General features: G+C 55.5%; 24 protein-coding genes and 1 tRNA gene. 12 read left to right on the forward strand and 13 right to left on the reverse strand.

Annotated features, from left to right (window positions below; translation table 11 throughout):
* Positions 1 to 15 precede the first annotated feature (15 nt).
* The 3 genes from BI343_RS12570 to BI343_RS12580 all read left to right on the forward strand — a co-directional run bounded on the left by BI343_RS12570 (position 16) and on the right by BI343_RS12580 (position 3010).
* Positions 16 to 747, forward strand: coding sequence for a metallophosphoesterase (locus tag BI343_RS12570; protein ID WP_071109926.1), 732 nt, complete (start codon positions 16 to 18; stop codon positions 745 to 747).
* 104 nt (positions 748 to 851) lie between these two features.
* On the forward strand, positions 852 to 1772 hold the full coding sequence (lpxO, locus tag BI343_RS12575; RefSeq protein ID WP_071109927.1) for a lipid A hydroxylase LpxO: 921 nt from the start codon (positions 852 to 854) through the stop codon (positions 1770 to 1772).
* Positions 1773 to 2077: 305 nt separating this feature from the next.
* Complete coding sequence (locus BI343_RS12580; RefSeq protein ID WP_083340939.1) at positions 2078 to 3010, forward strand: IS5 family transposase; 933 nt, start codon at positions 2078 to 2080, stop codon at positions 3008 to 3010.
* A gap of 32 nt (positions 3011 to 3042) precedes the next feature.
* On the opposite strand, the gene BI343_RS12585 is transcribed toward BI343_RS12580, so the two are convergent.
* From BI343_RS12585 to BI343_RS19350, 6 genes are all read right to left on the reverse strand, one after another.
* Positions 3043 to 3414, reverse strand: coding sequence for an Arm DNA-binding domain-containing protein (locus tag BI343_RS12585; protein WP_071109928.1), 372 nt, complete (start codon positions 3412 to 3414; stop codon positions 3043 to 3045).
* A gap of 498 nt (positions 3415 to 3912) precedes the next feature.
* A complete protein-coding gene (locus BI343_RS19340; RefSeq protein WP_083340940.1) occupies positions 3913 to 4737 on the reverse strand; it encodes a TIR domain-containing protein in 825 nt (274 codons plus the stop codon).
* A 159-nt stretch (positions 4738 to 4896) separates the two neighbouring features.
* On the reverse strand, positions 4897 to 5220 hold the full coding sequence (locus tag BI343_RS20790; protein ID WP_479686413.1) for a PIN domain-containing protein: 324 nt from the start codon (positions 5218 to 5220) through the stop codon (positions 4897 to 4899).
* A gap of 87 nt (positions 5221 to 5307) precedes the next feature.
* Positions 5308 to 6273 carry an IS5 family transposase gene (locus BI343_RS12595; RefSeq protein ID WP_083340712.1) on the reverse strand — a complete coding sequence of 322 codons (966 nt, stop codon included), beginning with the start codon at positions 6271 to 6273 and terminating at the stop codon, positions 5308 to 5310.
* 35 nt (positions 6274 to 6308) lie between these two features.
* Entirely contained in the window at positions 6309 to 6554 is a 246-nt protein-coding gene (locus tag BI343_RS20195; protein WP_083340941.1) for a PIN domain-containing protein, read from the reverse strand.
* Positions 6554 to 7591 carry a helix-turn-helix domain-containing protein gene (locus BI343_RS19350; protein WP_280513335.1) on the reverse strand — a complete coding sequence of 346 codons (1038 nt, stop codon included), beginning with the start codon at positions 7589 to 7591 and terminating at the stop codon, positions 6554 to 6556. The genes BI343_RS20195 and BI343_RS19350 overlap by 1 nt, the downstream gene beginning before the upstream one ends.
* 54 nt (positions 7592 to 7645) lie before the next feature.
* On the opposite strand from BI343_RS19350, the gene BI343_RS12605 reads away from it, so the two are divergent.
* Positions 7646 to 8784 (forward strand): IS3 family transposase gene (locus BI343_RS12605; protein WP_422614096.1). Its coding sequence is split into 2 segments (ribosomal slippage): positions 7646 to 7901 and positions 7901 to 8784, totalling 1140 coding nucleotides; the frame shifts between segments, so codons are not numbered across the junction.
* Between the two features lie 96 nt (positions 8785 to 8880).
* On the opposite strand, the gene BI343_RS12610 is transcribed toward BI343_RS12605, so the two are convergent.
* Genes BI343_RS12610 through BI343_RS12620 form a run of 3 tightly spaced genes read right to left on the reverse strand, consistent with a single transcriptional unit; the run spans position 8881 to position 10268 of the window.
* Positions 8881 to 9279 carry a hypothetical protein gene (locus BI343_RS12610; protein ID WP_071109930.1) on the reverse strand — a complete coding sequence of 133 codons (399 nt, stop codon included), beginning with the start codon at positions 9277 to 9279 and terminating at the stop codon, positions 8881 to 8883.
* Between the two features lie 35 nt (positions 9280 to 9314).
* Positions 9315 to 10028 carry a hypothetical protein gene (locus tag BI343_RS12615; RefSeq protein WP_071109931.1) on the reverse strand — a complete coding sequence of 238 codons (714 nt, stop codon included), beginning with the start codon at positions 10026 to 10028 and terminating at the stop codon, positions 9315 to 9317.
* A 21-nt stretch (positions 10029 to 10049) separates the two neighbouring features.
* Positions 10050 to 10268, reverse strand: coding sequence for a helix-turn-helix transcriptional regulator (locus tag BI343_RS12620; protein ID WP_071110031.1), 219 nt, complete (start codon positions 10266 to 10268; stop codon positions 10050 to 10052).
* A 62-nt stretch (positions 10269 to 10330) separates the two neighbouring features.
* Here BI343_RS12620 and BI343_RS19720 point away from each other — a divergent pair, with 62 nt between their 5' ends.
* Complete coding sequence (locus BI343_RS19720) at positions 10331 to 10594, forward strand: hypothetical protein (RefSeq protein WP_139165723.1); 264 nt, start codon at positions 10331 to 10333, stop codon at positions 10592 to 10594.
* Positions 10595 to 10796: 202 nt separating this feature from the next.
* On the opposite strand, the gene BI343_RS19355 is transcribed toward BI343_RS19720, so the two are convergent.
* The 4 genes from BI343_RS19355 to ispB form a co-directional block, all read right to left on the reverse strand.
* The gene (locus tag BI343_RS19355; RefSeq protein WP_083340943.1) at positions 10797 to 12221 is read right to left on the reverse strand and encodes a DUF2971 domain-containing protein; all 1425 of its coding nucleotides are present in this window, start codon (positions 12219 to 12221) and stop codon (positions 10797 to 10799) included.
* A 40-nt stretch (positions 12222 to 12261) separates the two neighbouring features.
* Positions 12262 to 13473, reverse strand: a complete 1212-nt coding sequence (locus tag BI343_RS12625; RefSeq protein WP_071109932.1) for a tyrosine-type recombinase/integrase — start codon at positions 13471 to 13473, stop codon at positions 12262 to 12264.
* 186 nt (positions 13474 to 13659) lie between these two features.
* Positions 13660 to 13734: transfer RNA gene (locus BI343_RS12630), tRNA-Arg, on the reverse strand.
* A gap of 22 nt (positions 13735 to 13756) precedes the next feature.
* Positions 13757 to 14737, reverse strand: a complete 981-nt coding sequence (ispB, locus tag BI343_RS12635) for an octaprenyl diphosphate synthase (protein WP_071110032.1) — start codon at positions 14735 to 14737, stop codon at positions 13757 to 13759.
* Between the two features lie 183 nt (positions 14738 to 14920).
* Between ispB and rplU the strand changes: the two genes are divergently transcribed.
* The 7 genes from rplU to BI343_RS12670 all read left to right on the forward strand — a co-directional run bounded on the left by rplU (position 14921) and on the right by BI343_RS12670 (position 20408).
* The gene (rplU, locus tag BI343_RS12640; RefSeq protein WP_043621130.1) at positions 14921 to 15232 is read left to right on the forward strand and encodes a 50S ribosomal protein L21; all 312 of its coding nucleotides are present in this window, start codon (positions 14921 to 14923) and stop codon (positions 15230 to 15232) included.
* A 12-nt stretch (positions 15233 to 15244) separates the two neighbouring features.
* On the forward strand, positions 15245 to 15520 hold the full coding sequence (gene rpmA / locus BI343_RS12645) for a 50S ribosomal protein L27 (RefSeq protein ID WP_043621127.1): 276 nt from the start codon (positions 15245 to 15247) through the stop codon (positions 15518 to 15520).
* 131 nt (positions 15521 to 15651) lie between these two features.
* Positions 15652 to 16812: a GTPase ObgE gene (obgE, locus tag BI343_RS12650; RefSeq protein ID WP_071109933.1), complete on the forward strand. Its 1161-nt coding sequence runs from the start codon at positions 15652 to 15654 to the stop codon at positions 16810 to 16812.
* A 488-nt stretch (positions 16813 to 17300) separates the two neighbouring features.
* Positions 17301 to 18080 carry an ABC transporter substrate-binding protein gene (locus BI343_RS12655; protein ID WP_043621120.1) on the forward strand — a complete coding sequence of 260 codons (780 nt, stop codon included), beginning with the start codon at positions 17301 to 17303 and terminating at the stop codon, positions 18078 to 18080.
* A gap of 140 nt (positions 18081 to 18220) precedes the next feature.
* Entirely contained in the window at positions 18221 to 18910 is a 690-nt protein-coding gene (locus BI343_RS12660; RefSeq protein WP_043621118.1) for an ABC transporter permease, read from the forward strand.
* Positions 18907 to 19620 carry an ABC transporter permease gene (locus BI343_RS12665; RefSeq protein ID WP_071109934.1) on the forward strand — a complete coding sequence of 238 codons (714 nt, stop codon included), beginning with the start codon at positions 18907 to 18909 and terminating at the stop codon, positions 19618 to 19620. Before BI343_RS12660 ends, BI343_RS12665 begins: the two co-directional genes overlap by 4 nt.
* A 20-nt stretch (positions 19621 to 19640) precedes the next feature.
* Complete coding sequence (locus tag BI343_RS12670; protein ID WP_071109935.1) at positions 19641 to 20408, forward strand: ABC transporter ATP-binding protein; 768 nt, start codon at positions 19641 to 19643, stop codon at positions 20406 to 20408.
* Positions 20409 to 20495: the final 87 nt, after the last annotated feature.

Raw genomic sequence — 20495 nt, forward strand, 5'->3', positions numbered from 1 at the left:
GGCAAGGAGGCCGCCATGAAAATCGCGCAACTGACCGATATCCACCTGTTTGCCAGCCCGCAGGGCAGGCTGATGGGCGTGGACACCTATGCGGCGCTGCGCAAAGTGCTGGCATCGGTGCGGGAGCAGCATGCCGACGCGGTGTTCTTGACCGGCGACATCTCGCAGGACGAGTCCGAGGCGTCGTACCGGCTGTGCGCCGAGGCGCTGGCCGGATTGGGGCTGCCGGTGCACTGGATCGCCGGCAATCACGATAAGCCGGCTACGGCCGCCCGGGTGTTCGCCGAGTACGACTTCATGCATCCGCTGGATACGCTCAGGCTGGGCGGCTGGACTTTTCTCGGCGTCGATTGCTGCGTGGCGGGACACGACGAAGGCCGCATCGACGACGCCAGCCTGGCCGCGTTGCGGAGCCGGCTGGCGCGAGTGGACGATGGCCCGGCGGCCGTGGTGCTGCACCACCATCCGCTGGCGGTGGGCACGCCGCTGCTGGACGACTGCATGCTGATGGACGGCGGGCGGCTGTGGGCCATGTTGGCGCAAGCCGAGCGCGCCAGGCTGGCGATCTGCGGCCATGTTCACGGCGACCATCGCATCGTGCGCGATGGCCGCGTGCTGGAAGTGTGCCCGGCCACCTGCTTCCAGTGGATCAAGGGCACGCGCGAGGCGGCTATCGAAAACCGCCAGGGCTACCGCCTGTTCCGTTTCCTGCGCGATCATTACGAGGCGAAAACCCTGTTCTTGTGATCAGCCGCAGGCTTGGCCGCAAGCGGGGTCAGGGTTTATAGTCTGGCATCCTGAGTCGATGCCGCCGCGACGGCATCGCCTTGATGCAAGTTCAAGGAGAGCGGATGCCTTATTTCAAGTTGACCATTGTCGCCATTTTCATTCTGTCCACTGCCTACGTGCACCTGCGCGGCCGGGTGCGGCTGGGCTTCTGGCGCCAGTTGAGCGACCACTCCACCATCATGGCGCCGATCAACTGCTTCATGTACCTGTTCTCCAAAGTGCCGCCCAGGCCCTATCTGCCGGTTGAGCGCTTCCCGGAGCTGCAGGCGCTGACGGCCAACTGGGAAAAAATCCGCGAGGAAGCGGCCGCGCTGTACGACCAGGGCAATATCAAAGCCTCGGACAAATACGACGACCTGGGCTTCAACTCCTTCTTCAAAACCGGCTGGAAACGCTTCTACCTCAAGTGGTATGGCCAGGATCACGCCTCGGCCCAGACGCTGTGCCCGTACACCACCCAGCTGCTGAAGCAGTTCCCCAATATCAAGGCCGCCATGTTCACCGCCTTGCCGCCCGGCAGCCGCCTGGTGCGCCACCGCGACCCGTTCGCCGGCTCCGTGCGCTATCACCTGGGCCTGATCACGCCGAATGACGACGGGTGCTACATCGATGTAGACGGGCAGAAATACAGCTGGCGCGATGGCGAGGCGGTGATCTTCGACGAAACCTATCTGCACTACGCCGAGAACACCACGGACCAGAACCGCATCATCCTGTTCTGCGATATCGAACGCCCGATGTGGTTCGCCCCGGCGCGCTGGATCAACCGCATCGTCAGCCGCGTGCTGGTGGGCGCGGCCAATTCCCCCAATCAGGAAGGCGACCGCACCGGCGGCCTCAACCGAGCCTTCCGCTACATCCAGCAGGTGCGCCTGTTCGGCAAAAAGATCAAGGCGCAGAGCCGCTTTGCGTACTACTTGCTGAAATGGCTGCTGCTGGGAGGCCCCATCGTGCTATGGCTATTCTGGGGCGCGTGGCGCTGAGTCTGCCGCGCAGTCATGGAAAACCGCATGTCGAGAGGCATGCGGTTTTTTGTTGCGCCGCCAGCCTGCGCGGGCTGTTGCCGTCCTGCGCCCCGGGGCTGGAAAGCGGCCGAGCTGGATGGCGTCGCACACCGACGAGTGGGACAGGCCGCAAGTGGAGATGGCTTCTGGCAAGCGCATAAAGCGCAACGGCTGGGCGTGAGCGAATGGGCAATGGCGGTCATTGGATTTGTCCTTATCGTTTGAACTGAATAGCGGCGCTGTTGCACAAATCCTCCCCCAGCGCGGCTTGGTAAGATAGTGGCATGGCCAAGCCCCCTCCGAAACGCTACCGAACCACCAACTGGAAAGCCTACAACCGAGCCCTGATCCAGCGCGGCTCCCTGTCCGTCTGGCTGGACACAAGCATGTCATGGCGGGCAACTCCTCGGGGCAAGCGTGGACGGACGCAGACCTATAGCGATACCGCTATTCAATTCTGCCTGACCATTAAGAACCTGTTTGGACTAGCGTTGCGGCAGACCATCGGCTTCATCCAAAGCCTGATCCAGTTGGCGGGTCTGGACTGGAGCGTCCCAGATTACAGCACGCTATCCAGGCGGCAGCAGACGCTGCAGGTCAAAATTCCCTACCAGAAAAGCTCAGGCGCGCTGCATCTGCTGGTCGATAGCACCGGCATCAAAATGCTGGGCGAAGGTGAATGGAAAACCAAGAAACATGGCGCGGAATATCGCCGGCAATGGCGTAAGGTGCATCTGGGCATCGATGCGGAAACCCTGCAAATCCGCGCCATCGAGGTAACCGACAACCGCCAGAGCGATGCGCAAATGCGACCTTCGCTATTGACGCAAATCCCGGCTGATGAGCCGATAGGCTGCGTGAGCGGCGATGGGGCTTTTGATACCAAGGCGTGCCATGAGGCGATTGCCGCGCGGGGCGCGATCGGGTGCATTCCGAGCCGCAAGAATGCGAGACCGTGGAAAGGAAGTGTGCTGGGAGTGCTGGCGCGGAATGAGATTCTGCGGACCACCAAGCGACTAGGCCGGGCGATCTGGAAGCGTTGGAGCGGCTACCATCGCCGCCGCTTGGTGGAAACCAAGATGTATTGCTTTAAACGGCTAGGCGAGAGGGTGATGGCCCGGCGTTTCGATGGTCAAGTGGCAGAGCTGCAGGTACGTGCTGCCATCTTGAACCGCTTCAGCATGCTGGGCCGGCCGTGCACGGTGCCGGTGGCGTAAATCCGCTTGGGGAAAGGGGAAACTCGCCCTGTTCAGGATTTGTGCAACAGCGCCCATTCGTGGCTTTCTCTTTCATGCCACTCCAGCGCGATGGCTTCAAAGGTATTGGCCGTCGCGGCTTGTTTCAGCACCTTTTCCAGCTTGCGCTGTTCTGAAGGGTCTTCGCCATTGGCCAGCCGCCGGCGGGCGTCGTCTCGCTTGAGGCGGGCTTCCTTTAGTGTGGTCTCCGGGTAGACGCCCAGGGCCAGGCGCTTTTCTTGGGCGTTGAAGCGGTACTTCAGTCGCCAGTACTTGGAACCATTGGGCATGATTTCCAGGTACATGCCTTTTTCGTCGGACAGGCGAAGCGGCTTGCCGTCTTCTCTTGGTTTGGCCGTCTTGCAGGCGCTATCGGTCAGGGGCATGGGGTGTTCTCGGGTGCATTTGGGGGCATCGAAATGTGCCCCCTTTGTAGATGCCCCCAAGTATGCCCCCATGTGCCCCCGGCTTTCAATGGAACTATTCGGATGGCTTTGGACGTAAAAAAACCCGCAAATCCTTATTTGGCGCGGGTTTGTGGACTTTCTTGGACTGCTTTGGAAGTGTGGGTGGCCCGACAGGGATTGGATTTGGCATGTATCTATTTGATTTTTAATAAATATATTTCAATTTTTTGTGGCTGATGCCCCCGGTTGTGCCCCCAATTGCAAATTCTAACGATGAGAATCATGTTTCTTATCGAACTACATGGCAATAAGAGTGGCTAACAAAATTCCTGATGCGGCGTTGCGCCGACTTGCCGTACTCAAGTACTGCCTGCGTCGGCGCGCCTTGCCTCAGTCGTGAAACTGATTTTTGTTAGCCGCTCTAAGGTGTACATCTAAGATTTTTTGTGATGCTACCGTCAGTGCGGGTCATTTAGATTAAATTACCTTGTTCATGTCTAATACACATCCAGCTTCTCGCATTTCTCTAGCAACATGCATGCGCCAAGCACCGTTACTATCAAGTGGTATATAAACTATGCCGTTAATGTCATTTGGAGTTTCAATATCCCCCTTAACTAAGGCGCATACTTTATTGCGCCCTATTTTCCCAATCAAATAGCCATGTTCGAAGACAACATTTTGCCTTGCACGTGGTTTATTCTCCATTTCACCTGCCAAGCCCCCAGTATCACATGGGGTGTACAAGACGATCGCAAAACTCACATTTGTATATTCTTCTATTTTCTCAATTATTGTTTTTCCAGAGCTAGCTTGCTCATGAAGAATTATTGCGTCAAAGCCAAGTCTTTCAATAAATCGAGCAATATCAGTTTTTGCATGATTATCCCGGCCATGTACTATGAAGACCTTGTTCTTCTCCTCTACTAGTGAGTGCGGCTCATGATCGTTTGCCTTTAAGATGGATCCGGATGATAAAAGAATTTTTTTGGTAATGTCTTCAACGTATGAATCACTCTTTAAAATATCCGCTTTTGTATAAAAGTAAAATATATTAGGAGATAGTTTGCTTTGTGCTATAGAGCATAACTCATCCAGTGTTTTTTCAGAGGACTTTATCTTTAAAGACCTAATTTTTTTAAATTCAATATGAGATCCGTCAATATATATTTTTCCTTCCTTTTGATATGGATGAACAACTAATTCCTTAATTTCTTCTAGGTCTGTGCAGTCGAATTCATAAAATAACTCATATTCGCCTTTTGTTTTTTCAGTAGTTTCTGCTATAACATGATAGTACATAATTAACCCCTATTTAGCTTTGCTTTGTTTGTCTTGATTAATGTCGCTGCTATGTCTTCATGTCATGATTTTGAGCTAATTAATTAACTTTATTTATTGATTTGGCTTTGCTAAGTCATAATCAGCGTGACTGAAGATATTTTAAATTGGTTGAATATATTAAGCTGCTCCCCATCGTTCGAGCCTTTGGCGGCAATCTGCTGCAGGGAGGCGTGCATTGTTATCAAGCATTGTTTGTAAAGCAATGGCCGCTCTGTCAGGTTGTATTACATTGTGATTTATCATCTGATCCAATAGCCACAGTACTCCATGTACTTGAACATGCTCCTGTCTTGCTAGTTTTCGTAACTGCCCATCACCAGTCAAAAGAGGGAGCTGTCTTGTTTTTGCTAAAAAATAGCAAGACATGTCTGCAAGAGACGGATTATTGTGTTGGTGGCTAAGGAAGGTCTGAACAACCTGCCACGCAAACAGAAATGCAATTTCTCGCGGGGCTTCGGTTGCATTTCACCCACCAATTCCAGATCGCCCGCCATGAGGATGACCGGGTGCTTCCGGTCATCCGGCCTTTTAACTCGCCGCCAGCAAGGCCTTTCGCGCCAGCCAGATGTTGGCCAGCCCAAACAGCGTCATCAGTTGCGCGGTGTTCTTCTTCAAACCGCGGTAGCGTGTTTTCAGGTAGCCAAACTGCTGCTTGATGACCCGAAACGGATGCTCCACTTTGGCCCGAATCTTGGCTTTGACCATTTCGCCCAGCTGGATCTGCCGGTCGTCGGCTGAATCGGTCAGCGCTTTGCGCTGGCCGGGCCTCATCGCAATCCACCAACGCACCGCTCGCGATTGGTGTTCGGCTCGCTTGTGCACGCCAGCAAAGCCGGCGTCGCCAAACACATCGATTTCCTCGCCGTGCAACAACTGATCGACCATCGTGACATCCGCCACATTGGCGGGGGTGCCGGCCACGTGATGCACCAAGCCGGACTGGGCGTCGACGCCGATATGGGCCTTCATGCCGAAGTACCACTGATTGCCCTTCTTGGTTTGATGCATGTCCGGATCGCGCTCGCCCTGAGCGTTTTTGGTGGAGCTGGGCGCGTGGATCAGGGTGGCATCGACGATGGTGCCTTGCTTCAACATCAGCCCTTTGTCGCAGAGATGCTGGTGGATGGCGGTAAACAGAGCGTGGGTCAGCTGGTGCTTTTCCAGCAGATGGCGGAAGTTCAGCAGGGTGGTTTCGTCCGGGACGGCGTCCAGGGAGAGGCCGGCGAACTGGCGCATGGAGGCGATCTCGTACAGGCTTTCTTCCATGGCGGGATCGGACAGGCTGTACCAGTGCTGCAGGCAGTAGACGCGCAGCATGGCGGACAACGGGTAGGGGCGGCGACCGTTGCCAGGCTTGGGATACACTGGATCGATGACGGCTTCGAGCTGCGCCCAAGGCATGACCTGATCCATCTCTGTCAGAAAGATTTCGCGGCGGGTGCGCTTCTTCTTAGCGGCGAGTTCGAGATCGGTGAAGGTCATCTGCTGTCGCATGCTGGCGTCCTGGATCTGACTGAGGGGGAGTCAGTTTACGGGAAGATTGGAGACTTGTTCAGACCTTCCCTAAGAGCTACCAACTGCATAACCTCATCTCCACTCAAAGTCTCAATTTTTAGGCCTAAATATAAAAGGGGTGTTATGTCGGGGGTATCTAATTCGGATGTCGCAAGGTCGGTACTGCATAAAGTAAATGGAAGCTGGAATAGTTCAGTAAGTAGAGCTGCATGGTGAAAATCTATCCAGATATTTGTATCAGAGATATAGATCTTGTCCATCAAGCCTCCATCGTCACCGAAAAAGTATTTTCCAGTTTAGATATCGGCTGTTGTAAAAACTCAGCTGCACGAGATGGAGTAAATAGCCCCTCAGCTAACCCCCTATAAACCATTCCAGTAAAGCGTAGCGGAATTTCTGCTGGCATAGGTTCCGGCTCTGCTGAACGCCATCCCTTTTGACTTATTTGTATATTTAACGATTTATATAGATTGTCTCCTATGATGTGTAAGTCTTTTAGCCGCCGAAGCGCAAGTTGCATGGAGACGCCATACCCACGCTTGGAAATTATCAGCTCTTGTAATAGAACTTTTTGCCGTGAGTAGGCTCCAAAATCTGCTTTAACGCGTGCTTGTGGATAAAGCAGTGCACCAGCAAAGCGGTGACAGCAAAACTCTTTATCCTTTTCTGACATGGTCTGTGGCAATTTCATGACCCAGTGACCCAATTCATGTGCAGCAGTAAATCTTTGCCGTTCGCCAGGGCGGTTTCGGTTTAAAGCTACTAGTACATGTTGTTCATCTTTAGTCGCAACACATGCACCATCAAAATCGTTGATACCATCCAGTAGCGCTACCTTAATGCCATGTATCTCAAGTAGTTCGGTCAGATTGGATATGGCGTCAGTGCCTAAAAGCCACTCTTTGCGTAGCTGTTCAGCCGCACTTTCTGCTTCTTCTATAGTGTTTACCTGTAAAAAACCAGCGCGAACAGGTTGTATGACTATGTTGATGGCATCAAAGCAGCGTTCCAAAGCGATATAACGTTCTAGATGATCTCGTGCCTGTTCAATGCTGGTTTTTTGGTCGCGCTTGGGCATCTTTGAGAGCTTGCGAAATTCAACCTGTGCAAACTCTACTGTGTCAGAACGAAAGAAGTATTCAGGCTTCACTTCCAATGCACGTGCTAGTTGAAGCAGCCGAGTTGAGTTTGGAACAGCCTCCCCCTTCTCGAACTTACTTAGTGCCTGTTTGGTGATGTCACCCATGCGAAGTGCTAATGCATCAAGGCTAAGACCTCGATGATCTGCTCCCCTCAGCTCCTACCAATCAAAAGTAGAGAGAAGTCTGTCACTTGAAGGAAAATGACGGATATGAAGAAGAGCAGATACACCGAAGAGCAGATCATCGGCTTTCTCAAGCAGGCCGAACTCGGCATGGCCATCAAGGAGGTCTGCCGCCAGGGAGGCTTCTCTGAAGCCACCTTCTACAAATGGCGAAGCAAATACGGCGGCATGAACGTCGCGGAATTGCAGCGCGCTCGCGATCTGGAAGCCGAGAATGCCCGGCTCAAGAAGCTGCTGGCCGAAGCCCACCTCGATATCGAAGCTCTCAAGGTCGCCTTCGGGATAAAGCGCTAGCCCCGCAAGCCAAGCGGCAGGCCATCCGCATCATGCTAAGCAGCGGACTGGCATTGTCGGAACGCCGCGCTTGCCGGCTTGTGGGGCTTTCTCGAGACGCCTGGCGACATCCGCCGCAAACCGATGCATTCACGCATCGGCTGACCGCCCGCATCATCGATATCGCCCACACGCGCCGCCGCTTTGGCTATCGGCGAGTGCATGACCTGTTGCGCGCCGAGTTTCCGGGCATCAACCACAAGCGGGTGTACCGCTTGTATCGCGAACAAGGTCTGGCGGTTAGACGACGTAACCGTCGGCGTAAGCTGACCGGCGTGCGCACGCTGCTGCAAGCCGCTACGCAGTGGAATGAGGTGTGGAGCATGGATTTTGTCAGCGACCAGTTAGCCAGTGGTCGGCGCTTGAAATGCCTGACGGTCGCCGATGACTTCAGCCACGAAGCGGTGCAGATTGCGGTGGATTTCTCGATGTCCGGTCAATACGTCACGCGGATGTTGGATCAGGCGGCGCAATTTCGCGGCTATCCGTCAGCGATCCGGACGGACAATGGGCCGGAGTTCACCAGTCGGGCATTCATGGGCTGGGCGCAAAGCCGCGGCATCCGCCACATCCTGATTCAACCAGGCCGGCCGATGCAGAATGGTTACATCGAAAGCTTCAATGCCAGACTCCGCGACGAATGCCTGAACGAGCATGTCTTTGATTCGCTGGCGGAGGCCAGGCAGATCATCTCCGCGTGGCGGGACGATTACAATCAAGTCCGTCCCCATGGATCGATTGGCCGGATACCGCCAGCGGAATTTGCGGCACGCCATCGCCAGGCACAATTAGCAAGCCAAAGATCAGCAGGTTCCACCACCATGCAAACCTAGGACTTCTCTCCTGATTGCTGGTATGGCTAGCGGGGGCAGATCACGAACCCGCGACACCGCGCCGCACAGCGGGCAAGGAAAGGCCATGTTTTCTCCTTAGCAGTCGGTGAATTGCGCGATGTCCTGCATGGTGTGCTTGCGATGGCTGAAACCCGGCTGGCCGCGCTCGGCGTCGCCGCAACCCTGGCAAACCTTGCCGCTGTTGCGCTCGACCCGCACCGCCTTGTCGTCCCATAGCTCGATCATGTCGCGGTCTTTGACGTTGGTGACGGTCAGCCCGGCCAGGCCATTGCGGCTGAGCCAATCTTGCACCTTGCTGGCCTGGCTGGGATCGCTGGCGCGGGCCGTAAAGATGCGGACTTCGTATTCACCATCGTTCAGCCAGGCTTTTACCCGGTTCATCATCGCTTCCACTGGTCGGCCAATCGCGCCGAAACCATGGTTGTTTACCTCGGCCAACGTGCCGTCCAGATCTACACCAATCCATTTGCTCATTGTCGTTTTCCTGTGCGAAGTGGTTGAAACGGGGGTTAAGCGCTCAAAGCGGCGCGACGCTGCTCAAGGCTGTCGCGTTGTTTTTTGATTTCCATAGGCGTGGCCTGTTGGGCCTCATTCAAGCCATGCTCCCAGGGCAGCGCCTGATACACCGGGTCCGCGTCATGGTCGAGGCGATAGCCATACAGGCGTTGCTCCAGGCGCTTGTGGATATTGGCCATCACCACGTCCTGGGCGCTCTCAAATCCTTGTTGTCGCCAATTCGCAAAGCGTCCTTGGCGGTTTAACACCTCGACCTTCATCGCCATCGCTTTCAGCAGCGGTTCGATTTCATCCAGCGCTTGGTCCAGTAAACCTTCGGCGTAGGTGCTCAGTGCGCTGGCGCGTTTGTAGGTGTAGGTCCGGCCAGCTTCCTGCATCGCCAGCAGCGCTTCGTCTCGCTCGACTTCCAACTCTTCGATAAAGCTGCGGTAATCCTCGGCCAAGGTGTAGGCCGAGCGTTCCTCGGCCCGCAGCTCCTGCATTTTTTTGGACGGGTTGCCCAGCAATTCCCGCAGCAGCGCGCGTGCTTGTTCGCGGAAACCGCGAGCGCTGTTTTCGGCGGCTTCGGCGGCCTCTCGTTGCTGTTGGCACAACGTCGCTTTGTTGGAGTAATCGCGGTAGGCCTGCTGGAAAACAGAGAATGCTTGTTGGCTGGCTTCCAGTTCCTGGGAGAGCTGGGCGTCGCGTGTCGGGTCGGTCAGGTGCATGGAGAAGTTCCTTGTTGTGGTTTACGGTTGGCGCGCGGCGATGCGTTCCGCCATCCAGCGTTCGATTTCCGATGACAGCCAGGCCACGCTTTTGCCACCCAGCGATACCGGCGCCGGAAAGCTGCCGCGCTTGATGGCGTCGTACACCGACGAGCGGGACAGACCGCAAGTGGAGATGACTTCCGGCAAGCGCATAAAGCGCAGCGGCTGGGCGGTGAGCGAAGGGGCAATGGTGGTCATGTGGGTGTCCTTATCGTTTTGGCTGAATATCTGCGGATGCAATCGGATGCGCCGATCAGCGAATGCAGTATTTCAAAAAAAAACGATCTCGTTTTGAGTTGTTGTTGTATGAAATTGCCACACAACAAAGGCGAGCAAAAATGCGGGCTGAACGATTTTTCTATGAAAAACAGGAACTAAGAAACGCGGTGGCTTATGAAGCCGGACAACAATGGACGGTTTGGGATCGGCTGGGAATTTTCTTTGACGGATTTAGGCGGAAAAGGGCGGGAAAGTCGCCAAGTGACGTTTACTCAAAATGGAGACTGCATGCGCAAGGCGCATGAAAACGCATGAATCTGGGCAGGGGGAAAACAGCGCGCCAGGCCATACGGTGCGGGCCTGGCGCGGGTTCATGCAGGTGCATGATTAGCGGCACATGAAGCGCGGGGGCGAGGCGGGGCTTCGATGGCGCGCGCTGGGTGTGGCTGGAAGTGGTCACCTTGCCTTAAGGTAATCGCCCCCCATATCATTATCTTATTTGCATATTTAAAATTGTATTTTTAATATCTCTTCGTGTTCAATTTTTCCACTTTGGGGATTGTAAAATGCTTGATAAAAAGTAAAACTCTTTCGCCCTTCAGTTATGCATTTATTCTTTATTATTTCAATAATTTTCAATTTTTCTTGAATGTCCGTTTTGATTCCAAATATTATTCCATCTAAAGAAGATAAGTCATATGTTGCTAGCCTATACTGCTTATCGGACAGATCGCTAACCATGCTGTTTAATAATAATCTATGTTCTTTTTCGAATCTCCAGTCCTTTGTTTTCACTGTGATTGCTTTGTAAAAATTATCCCAGTATTTTAATCGTTGTTCTTCCGAAGAAAAATTAGATTCGGCGCACGTGCTTCTTTTTCCGTCTTCATCAAGGAACCAGTGTGCTTGTGCTTGGTGAGTAATGTTTCCAAGAGTTCTAAAGAAATCTATGGATATATGCTTTGCATTATAATTTACAGGGTGGAAGGTTAGTTTTTCAATCCTTGGCAGCTTATCATGCGGATGTTTTCTTTTTAATTTTATGGATAGTTTTCCATCCTTTTCTTTCTCGACTTTAAATTTTAGACAAACGCCAGTATGGTTTTTGCCATAACTTCCCCATACTGAAGAGTTATTGCAGTCTCGCATGAAGCAGGCAGTGTACCAATCTGGGTATATTAACTTTTCTAGTTCATATAAATACGCTTCAGGAAAGTGCGTTTTTATAAATTCTAAGTTTTCCTGATATATTTCACTTTTGCTATTATGTATTGTTGCAATTTTTAATCCGTCATAAAACAATTTCCCAGTCAGGTATACTCTTTCGATTATAGCCTCGAGATTACTATCTTTCTCAGTGATGGAGTATATGTCTTGACATCTATTTATTTCGGAAATTATTTGCTTGTTTATGTTTTCTTTTACATCTGGGTCAATTTTGACTGGCGCTCTGAAGCCGCGAATTGAATGTTCTTCTACAATTGTTATTGATGCTAAGTGGTGTATGGTATTTATGTGGCGTAGAACTTGATTAATTCTTGATTTGAAATTTTGTCCAGAGATTGTTTTGATGTATTCTTGTATGTTTTGGTTTGAATAGAATTTACTCCATATTGAATTTTGTAGTTCTTGTAGTTTTGATTCTTCATTTGGGAAGAATGGATTCTTGATAGAAATGCATCTCCACTTTTTAAAATGTTCCTCTCCACTTATAGCATACTCCATATATGCATTGCTTAAGCATGCAACATAATGGCGGAAAAAGTTCTTCCATGCTATGGCATCTCCTTGCCAAAATATGTCTTTCATCCCCTCCATTGGGTCATTAAGTTGGTTCGGGGCCGCAAAATATATTTCTTGCTTATTTAGCTCTTCATTTTCTCCGAGAAGATTTTCAATGCTTCTGAATCTGTATATATGTCTTGTGCTCATTTATGTATCCCACATTTTGCACGTGAAACGAGTTTGATTTCTATTTAACTTTTCTCTGTAGAGATGTAAGGAAATTTGCCCACCATTGCATCATTTTCTTCCGCTCATCCATGTACTCAGCCCTATTGTAAGCCGCACGCACCTTATTGCTTTCAATGTGAGATAGCTGCCGCGCAATGGCATCCGGGTTGAAGCCCTCTTCATTCAGAATGGTGGATGCTGTGGAACGGAAACCGTGGACATCGGCTTTACCTCGAAAGCCCATGCTGTGAAGCGCGCGGCGCAGGGTTTCAGGCGACATCGGCCGGCGTGGGCTGTTGCGGTTGGGGAAGATGTGTTCCCGACCGCCGCTGATGGCGTGTAGCTGGAGCAACACATCCAGGGCTTGCTTGGATAGCGGGACGAGATGGGGCGGCGCGGTTTTCTTGGATTTCTCCGGTAGCTTGCGATGTTCCGGTGGGATGGTCCACAGCGCCTTGTCGAAGTCGATTTCCTCCCACCTCGCCATGGCCATTTCTCCGACGCGGGTGAAGGTCAGCAGCATCAGTTTCATCATCAGCTTGGTTTGCACGCTGCCGTCATACTTATCCAGCGCTTCCAGAAAAGCGGGGATGTCTTCGCGCATCAGCGCCTTGCGCGGGGTGGACTGCTGGCTCTTGAGGGCGTCAGTCAGCGGCGCGGCCGGGTCACTGTCGCAGCGGCCGGTCAGGATAGCCAGACGGAAGACGGCTGAGCAGCGTTGCCGTAGGCGCTTGGTGGTGTCGATGTTCCCGGCGCTCTCCACCTTGCGTAACACTTCCAGCAGCTCCAGCGGGCGAATCTCGTGGATTGGCCTGTCCCCGATGTAGGGGAAGATGTGGGTCTTCATGGCGGACAAGACGCGCTCACTATGGGCGGCGGACCATTCGTGGCTTTCTCTTGCATGCCACTCCAGCGCGATGGCTTCAAACTTGTTGGCCGTCGCTGCCTGCTTCAGCATTCTTTCCAACTTGCGCTGTTCACTTGGGTCTTCGCCATTGGCCAGCCGCCGGCGGGCGTCGTCTCGCTTCTGACGGGCCTCCTTCAGTGTGGTCTCGGGGTAGACGCCCAGGGCTAGGCGTTTTTCCTTGTCATTGAAGCGGTACTTCAGCCGCCAGTATTTGGAGCCATTGGGCATGACTTCCAGGTACATGCCTTTTTCGTCGGATAGGCGAAGCGGCTTGCCATCCTCTCTCGGTTTGGCCGTCTTGCAAGCGGTATCGGTCAGGGACATGGAGCTGTTCTCGGGTGCATTTGGGGGCATCAAAATGTGCCCCCTCTGTTGATGCCCCCAAGTATGCCCCCATGTGAGCCCGGCTTTCAATGGAACTATTTAGACGGTTTCGGACGTAAAAAAACCCGCAAAGCCTTATTTGGTGCGGGTTTCATGGACTTTCTCGGACTGCTTTGGAAGTGTGAGTGGCGCCCCCGACAGGAATCGAACCTGTAACTGCCCCTTAGGAGGGGGCCGTTATATCCATTTAACTACGGAGACGCTTTGGAAAACTGGGTGGCGCTTAGGCGCTGCGGTCCACCGACAGACGGGCCAGCTCGATCAGGGCCTGGCGGGTTTCCGATTCGGGAATGCTGTGCAAGGAGGCAATGGCCTGTTCAGCCATCTTCACGGCTTCATTCTTGGCATATTCCAGCGCGCCGCAGGATTGTACCGCATTCAAAACGTCGTGGAAACGGTCGCGGTTGGCGTGTTCCAGCGCTTCGCGCACCAGCGTGGCCGCCTCCGGGCTGCCGTTGCGCATGGTGTAGATCAGGGGCAGCGTCGGCTTGCCTTCGGCCAGGTCGTCGCCCAGGCTCTTGCCTATGGTTTCGGCGTCGCCGCTATAGTCCAGCACGTCGTCGATGACCTGGAAGGCGGTGCCCAGGTACATGCCGTAGTCGGCCATGGCCTGCACCTGTTCCTGGGCGGCGCCGGAGATCAGCGCGCCGACGCGGGCGGCGGCTTCAAACAGCTTGGCCGTCTTGTACTGGATCACCTTCAGGTAATCGTCCTCGCTGACGTCGGTGTTGCCGATGTTCAAGAGCTGCAGCACTTCGCCTTCGGCGATGATGTTGGTGGCTTCGGCCATTACTTCCAGGATGTCCATGCTGCGCGTGGTCACCATCATCTGGAAGGCGCGGGTATAGAGGAAGTCGCCCACCAGCACGCTGGCGGCGTTGCCGAACAGCGCATTGGCGGTTTTGCGGCCGCGGCGCAGGTCGGATTCGTCCACCACGTCGTCGTGCAGCAGGGTGGCGGTGTGGATGAACTCTATCATCGCGGCGAGTTCAAACAGGTGCGCGCCCTGGTAGCCCAGCGCGCGGCCCGACAGCAGGGTGAGCGCCGGACGCAGGCGTTTGCCGCCGGCGGATATGATGTACTCCGCCACTTGGCGGATCAGTACGACATCAGAGTGCAGGCGGTCGCGAATGACGCGATCTACCGTCTGCATGTCAGCGGCTATCAGGGTTCGGAAAAGCGGGGTGGACACGTTTTCAACCAGTTTAATCGTTGCGATGGGTACGCCAAAGTGTGGAATCTTACCAGAAAAGCCCCTGCAGCCGCCATGCTGCCGTGTTTGCCGCATAAGTCGATGAAATTATTGACAAGTTGAGTGCGGGCACGTATAGTCTCGCGTTCCCTTGCGCATCAGGTGCGGGGATTCAATATTCAGGAGCTCATGCGAATGTATGCGGTCATAAAAACCGGCGGCAAGCAGTACAAGGTTGCCATCGGTGAAAAACTTAAAGTAGAACAGATACCTGCAGACATCGACAGCCAGATCGTACTTGAAGAAGTGCTGATGATTGCTGACGGTGAACAGGTTGTTGTAGGCGCCCCGCTGGTAGCCGGCGCCACCGTCAAGGCTACCGTGGTTGCCCATGGTCGTGGCGACAAGATCCGCATCTTCAAGATGCGTCGTCGTAAGCACTACCAGAAGCATCAGGGTCATCGTCAGAACTTCACCGAAATCCGCATCGACGCGATTTCGAAGTAAGGATAAACAGTCATGGCACACAAAAAAGCAGGCGGTAGCTCCCGCAACGGTCGTGACTCCGAAGCCAAACGCTTGGGCGTCAAGGTTTACGGCAGCGAACTGATTCCGGCAGGTTCCATCATCGTGCGTCAGCGCGGCACCAAGTTCCACGCTGGCGAAAACGTCGGCCAGGGCAAGGACCACACCCTGTACGCGAAGGTTGATGGCTACGTTGAATTCACCGTTAAGGGCGCGCATCAGCGCAAGACCGTTAACGTGGTTCCGTACACCGGCGTAGACGGCGAATAATTTTCGCTTTCTGGCACCCGAGAAAGCCCTATCCTTCGATAGGGCTTTTTTCATACCCGAGGGGCAAGGCGTGAGGGTTGGATGGCTCCAATCCTGACGCCTGACTCCTCGCTAGACAGAGGTTTTGAGCAATGAAATTCATCGATGAAGCCCGGATTGAAGTGATGGCCGGACGCGGCGGCAATGGCGTCGCCAGCTTCCGCCGCGAAAAATTCGTGCCGTTTGGCGGCCCGGATGGCGGCGACGGCGGCAAGGGCGGCAGCGTGTACGCGGTGGCCGACGAGAACGTCAACACCCTGGTGGAGTTCCGCTTCGTCAAGAAATATCTGGCGCAGCACGGCGAGCGCGGCCGCGGCGCCGATTGCTACGGCAAGGGCGGCGACGATATCGAGCTGAAGATGCCGGTAGGCACCGTGATCACCGACCACGACACCGGCGAACTGGTGGCCGACCTGACGCATCACGGCCAGCGCGTGATGATCGCCAAGGGCGGCAAGGGCGGCCTGGGCAACATCCACTTCAAGTCGTCCACCAACCGCGCGCCGCGCCAGTGCACGCCGGGCGAGGATGGCGAGCAGCGCACCCTGAAGCTGGAGCTGAAGGTGCTGGCGGACGTCGGCCTGCTGGGCATGCCCAACGCCGGCAAGTCTACCTTCATCCGCGCGGTGTCCGCCGCGCGCCCCAAGGTGGCGGATTATCCGTTCACCACGCTGCACCCCAATCTGGGCGTGGTGCGGATGGACGATACCCGCAGCTTCGTGATCGCCGACATTCCGGGCCTGATCGAAGGCGCGGCAGAAGGCGCCGGCCTGGGCCACCGCTTCCTGAAGCACCTGCAGCGCACCGGCTTGCTGCTGCACGTGGTGGACATCGCCCCGTTTGACCCGAATGTGGACCCGGTACGCGAGGCGCGCGCCATCGTCGACGAATTGAAGAAGTACGACGAGGAGCTGTACAGCAAGCCGCGCTGGCTGGTGCTGAACAAGGTGGACATGTTGCCGGAGGACGAGCGCGAGCTGACCGTGTCCGCCTTCCTCAACGCCTACGGCTGGCCGCAGACGCAGCCGGACGATTCCTTCGGCTTCGACGTCAAGGCGCCGCGCGTGTTTACCATCTCCGCGCTGAACCACGAAGGCACCCGCGAGCTGACCTTCGCCATCATGTCCTATCTGGACGTGGTGCGCGCCGAGGCGCGCAAAGAGGCCGAGGCGGTGCAGCAGCAAGCCGCAGCCGCCAAGCAGAAGCTGATCACGCCGGAAGCGCCGACGGTAAGCGAGGGTGACGAGGCGTAACGAAAACGCAAGGTTTTCATGGTATGGAAGACGGGCTGGAGGCATATCCAGCCCGTTTTTTTATTCAATTTGGGCAAAATGTGGGGTTTTGACCGATTTTCGCTCATTTTCGTCGCTTTGTTGTACACCGATCTTTTCACGCGCCGTTACTTCACAAGTCAATTGGATGTTGTATTTTGTCCTCAGGGGAAAACGCCAAGCCAGCCGCCGGTTTGAAGGGCTCCGTGGCACGGAATCTGCTTAGCTTGGCTGCATATGCCCGGTAAATGATTGCGGCATAGCAAGAAAATCCGCCTTGCTAGACAAATTGCTCTAACTATATAACATGGTGCAGCCAAGCCTTAGACCTTGAACAGACTCTTGGCCTGGTCGAATCACGAGCAGTTTGCAGTTCCGTTCCGGGCGCTGGGGTGCCTGGGTGACAAAATGCCGGCGTTTGCGCCGGTAGACGAAACAAGAGTTCGCATGGCTTTGATGAGGAGAATCGCATGAAGAAGGCACTTGCTGCGCTGGCTATCGGCCTGATGGCCGCCTCCGTGGGCGCTTACGCCAAGGACTGGAAGGAAATCCGCTTTGGCGTGGACGCCAGTTACGCCCCGTTTGAATCCAAGGCCGCCAATGGCCAGATCGTCGGCTTCGACATCGACTTGGGCAACGAGATCTGCAAACGCCTGAAGGCCAAGTGTGTCTGGGTGGAAAACGATTTCGACGGCATGATCCCGGCGTTGAAGGCCAAGAAGTTCGACGGCGTGCTGTCGTCGATGTCGATGACCGAGGCGCGCATGAAGGAAATCGCCTTCTCCGCCAAGCTGTTCAATACCCCGACCCGCATGGTGGCCAAAGCTGGTTCCGGCCTGATGCCGACGGCGGCCTCGCTGAAGGGCAAGCGCGTGGGCGTGGAGCAGGGCACCATCCAGGAAGCCTACGCCAAGAAGCATTGGGCCCCGGCCGGCGTGGAAGTGGTTCCGTACCAAAACCAGACCCTGGTGCTGGCCGACCTGACCGCGGGCCGCCTGGACGCCTCGCTGCAGGATGCCGTGCAGGCCGACATGGGCTTCCTGAAGAAGCCTGAAGGCAAAGGCTTCGCCTTTGCCGGCGCCAACCTGGTTGATCCGCAAACCCTGGGTGAAGGCGCCGGCATCGGCCTGCGCAAGGAAGACACCGATCTGAAGGCCGCCATCGACAAGGCCATCGCCGGCATGTTGAAGGACGGCACCTACAAGAAGATCGAGAAGAAATACTTCACCTTCGACGTGTACGGAGGCTGATGCCGCCAGTGGGCGGGCGGCGCGGCCGCTCGCCCCATGTAGTGATGCGCCCCGCTTTGCCGGGGCGTATTGATCTGGAGGGCCGCTTTCCATTCGGCAATATAAGCTGAAGGATGCGGCCGCTCGACAAGGGGAACATAATGTTTCTGGATGGATTCGGTCCCATTATCTGGCAGGGGACCCTGGTGACGCTGGAGTTGTCGGTGCTGTCGCTGCTGCTCGCCTTCGTCATCGGCCTCTTTGGCGCGGGCGCCAAGCTTTCGCACAATCCCGTGCTGGGCGGGATTTCCACCGTGTACACCACTTTGGTGCGCGGCGTGCCCGATCTGGTGCTGATGCTGTTGATCTTCTACAGCCTGCAGATCGGCATGAACAAGATCACCGAGGCGCTGCGCATCGATCAGATAGACCTGGACCCGTTCGTGTCCGGCATCGTCACGCTGGGTTTCATCTACGGCGCCTATTTTACCGAGACGCTGCGCGGCGCCTTTCTGTCCGTGCCCAAGGGGCAGATTGAGGCCGGCATCGCCTATGGCATGAGCGGCTGGCAAGTGTTCCATCGCGTGCAATTCCCGCAGATGATGCGCTTTGCGCTGCCGGGCATTTCCAATAACTGGCAGGTGATGCTGAAGGCCACCGCCCTGGTGTCCATCATCGGCTTGGCCGATGTGGTGAAGGCCTCGGTGGATGCCGGCAAGAGCACCTACAAGGTGTTTTTCTTCACGCTGGTGGCCGGGGCGATCTACCTGCTGCTGACCACGCTGTCCAATTTCGTGCTGATGTGGCTGGAGCGCCGCTATTCTATGGGTGTGCGGGAGGCGGACCTATGATCGACATCATCCAGCAATTCTGGAAGACCTTTCTGTGGACCGATGGCTACCACCTGTCCGGCCTGGCTGTTACCATGTGGCTTTTGGTGCTGTCGGTAGGTTTGGGCTTCATCGCGTCGGTGCCGCTGTCGGTGGCGCGGGTATCCAAGATCAAGTGGCTGTCGCGTCCGGTGTGGCTGTACACCTATGTGTTCCGTGGCACGCCGCTGTATGTGCAGCTGCTGTTCTTCTACAGCGGCATGTACAGCCTGGACGTGGTGCGCGAGGTGGGTTTCCTGAATCACTTCTTCCGGGAAGGCTACAACTGCACCATCCTGGCGTTTGCGCTGAACACCTGCGCCTACACCACGGAGATCTTCGCCGGCGCCATCAAGGCCACGCCGTATGGCGAAATCGAAGCCGGCCGCGCCTATGGCATGAGCAACTTCACGCTGTACCGCCGGGTCATCATCCCGTCGGCCTTGCGCCGCGCGCTGCCGGCGTACAGCAACGAAGTGATCCTGATGCTGCACGCCACCACCGTGGCCTTTACCGCCACCGTGCCGGACATCCTGAAGGTTGCGCGCGACGTCAACGCCGCCACATACGACTCCTTCAACGCGTTCGGCTTGGCCGCGCTGCTGTACCTGAGCATCACCTTTATCCTGGTCGGCTTGTTCCGCAAGGCCGAAGCGCGCTGGCTTGCTTACCTGCGCCCGACCAAGAGCTGAAACACTGGGGAATCATTTAGATGGACAAGCTGACTATCAGCAACATTCACAAGAGCTACGGCGATCACGAAGTTCTGAAAGGCATCTCGCTGAAGGCCAAGGCCGGCGACGTGATCAGCATCATCGGCTCGTCCGGTTCGGGCAAGAGCACCTTCCTGCGCTGCATCAACTTCCTGGAAAAACCGAATCAGGGCAGCATCGCGCTAAACGGCGAGGAAGTCCGCCTGGCCAAGGACAAGCGCGGCGAGCTGATCCCGGCCGACCAGAAGCAGCTGCAAACCATGCGCACCAAACTGGCCATGGTGTTCCAGCACTTCAATCTGTGGGGCCACATGACGGTGCTGGAAAACGTCATCGAAGCGCCGGTGCATGTGCTGGGCCTGTCGCGCGACGAAGCCCTGGCCCGCGCCAAGAAATACCTGGCCAAGGTGGGGCTGGACGAACGGGCCCAGGCCAAATACCCGGCCCATCTGTCCGGCGGCCAGCAGCAGCGCGTGGCCATCGCCCGCGCGCTGGCGATGGAGCCGGAAGTGATGCTGTTCGACGAGCCGACCTCGGCGCTGGACCCGGAACTGGTGGGCGAAGTGCTGAAGGTGATGCAGGCGCTGGCCGAGGAAGGCCGCACCATGATCGTGGTGACGCACGAAATGGGTTTTGCCCGCAACGTGTCCAATCACGTGATGTTCCTGCACAAGGGGCTGGTGGAAGAGGAAGGCCATCCGGACGAGGTGTTCGGCAACACCAAGAGCGAACGGTTGAAGGCTTTCCTGTCGGGTAGTCTAAAGTAAAACTATCCCTGCCAAGGGGGAAGGAAACCCGCCGGAGTCGTCAGCCGGCGGGTTTGTTTTTGGGCGGCCCCATCAGTTGTGGATAAC

Origin of the sequence: Chromobacterium amazonense, from assembly GCF_001855565.1 — a bacterium.
GTDB lineage: Bacteria > Pseudomonadota > Gammaproteobacteria > Burkholderiales > Chromobacteriaceae > Chromobacterium > Chromobacterium amazonense.

Excerpts from the sequence above, each read along its gene's own strand:
- BI343_RS12570 (WP_071109926.1), top strand. The coding sequence starts at position 16 with ATGAAAATCGCGCAACTGACCGATATCCACCTGTTTGCCAGCCCGCAG.
- lpxO (WP_071109927.1), top strand. The coding sequence starts at position 852 with ATGCCTTATTTCAAGTTGACCATTGTCGCCATTTTCATTCTGTCCACT.
- BI343_RS12580 (WP_083340939.1), top strand. The coding sequence starts at position 2,078 with ATGGCCAAGCCCCCTCCGAAACGCTACCGAACCACCAACTGGAAAGCC.
- BI343_RS12585 (WP_071109928.1), bottom strand. The coding sequence starts at position 3,414 with ATGCCCCTGACCGATAGCGCCTGCAAGACGGCCAAACCAAGAGAAGAC.
- BI343_RS19340 (WP_083340940.1), bottom strand. The coding sequence starts at position 4,737 with ATGTACTATCATGTTATAGCAGAAACTACTGAAAAAACAAAAGGCGAA.
- BI343_RS12595 (WP_083340712.1), bottom strand. The coding sequence starts at position 6,273 with ATGCGACAGCAGATGACCTTCACCGATCTCGAACTCGCCGCTAAGAAG.
- BI343_RS20195 (WP_083340941.1), bottom strand. The coding sequence starts at position 6,554 with ATGGACAAGATCTATATCTCTGATACAAATATCTGGATAGATTTTCAC.
- BI343_RS12610 (WP_071109930.1), bottom strand. The coding sequence starts at position 9,279 with ATGAGCAAATGGATTGGTGTAGATCTGGACGGCACGTTGGCCGAGGTA.
- BI343_RS12615 (WP_071109931.1), bottom strand. The coding sequence starts at position 10,028 with ATGCACCTGACCGACCCGACACGCGACGCCCAGCTCTCCCAGGAACTG.
- BI343_RS12620 (WP_071110031.1), bottom strand. The coding sequence starts at position 10,268 with ATGACCACCATTGCCCCTTCGCTCACCGCCCAGCCGCTGCGCTTTATG.
- BI343_RS19720 (WP_139165723.1), top strand. The coding sequence starts at position 10,331 with ATGCAGTATTTCAAAAAAAAACGATCTCGTTTTGAGTTGTTGTTGTAT.
- BI343_RS19355 (WP_083340943.1), bottom strand. The coding sequence starts at position 12,221 with ATGAGCACAAGACATATATACAGATTCAGAAGCATTGAAAATCTTCTC.
- BI343_RS12625 (WP_071109932.1), bottom strand. The coding sequence starts at position 13,473 with ATGTCCCTGACCGATACCGCTTGCAAGACGGCCAAACCGAGAGAGGAT.
- rplU (WP_043621130.1), top strand. The coding sequence starts at position 14,921 with ATGTATGCGGTCATAAAAACCGGCGGCAAGCAGTACAAGGTTGCCATC.
- rpmA (WP_043621127.1), top strand. The coding sequence starts at position 15,245 with ATGGCACACAAAAAAGCAGGCGGTAGCTCCCGCAACGGTCGTGACTCC.
- obgE (WP_071109933.1), top strand. The coding sequence starts at position 15,652 with ATGAAATTCATCGATGAAGCCCGGATTGAAGTGATGGCCGGACGCGGC.
- BI343_RS12655 (WP_043621120.1), top strand. The coding sequence starts at position 17,301 with ATGAAGAAGGCACTTGCTGCGCTGGCTATCGGCCTGATGGCCGCCTCC.
- BI343_RS12660 (WP_043621118.1), top strand. The coding sequence starts at position 18,221 with ATGTTTCTGGATGGATTCGGTCCCATTATCTGGCAGGGGACCCTGGTG.
- BI343_RS12665 (WP_071109934.1), top strand. The coding sequence starts at position 18,907 with ATGATCGACATCATCCAGCAATTCTGGAAGACCTTTCTGTGGACCGAT.
- BI343_RS12670 (WP_071109935.1), top strand. The coding sequence starts at position 19,641 with ATGGACAAGCTGACTATCAGCAACATTCACAAGAGCTACGGCGATCAC.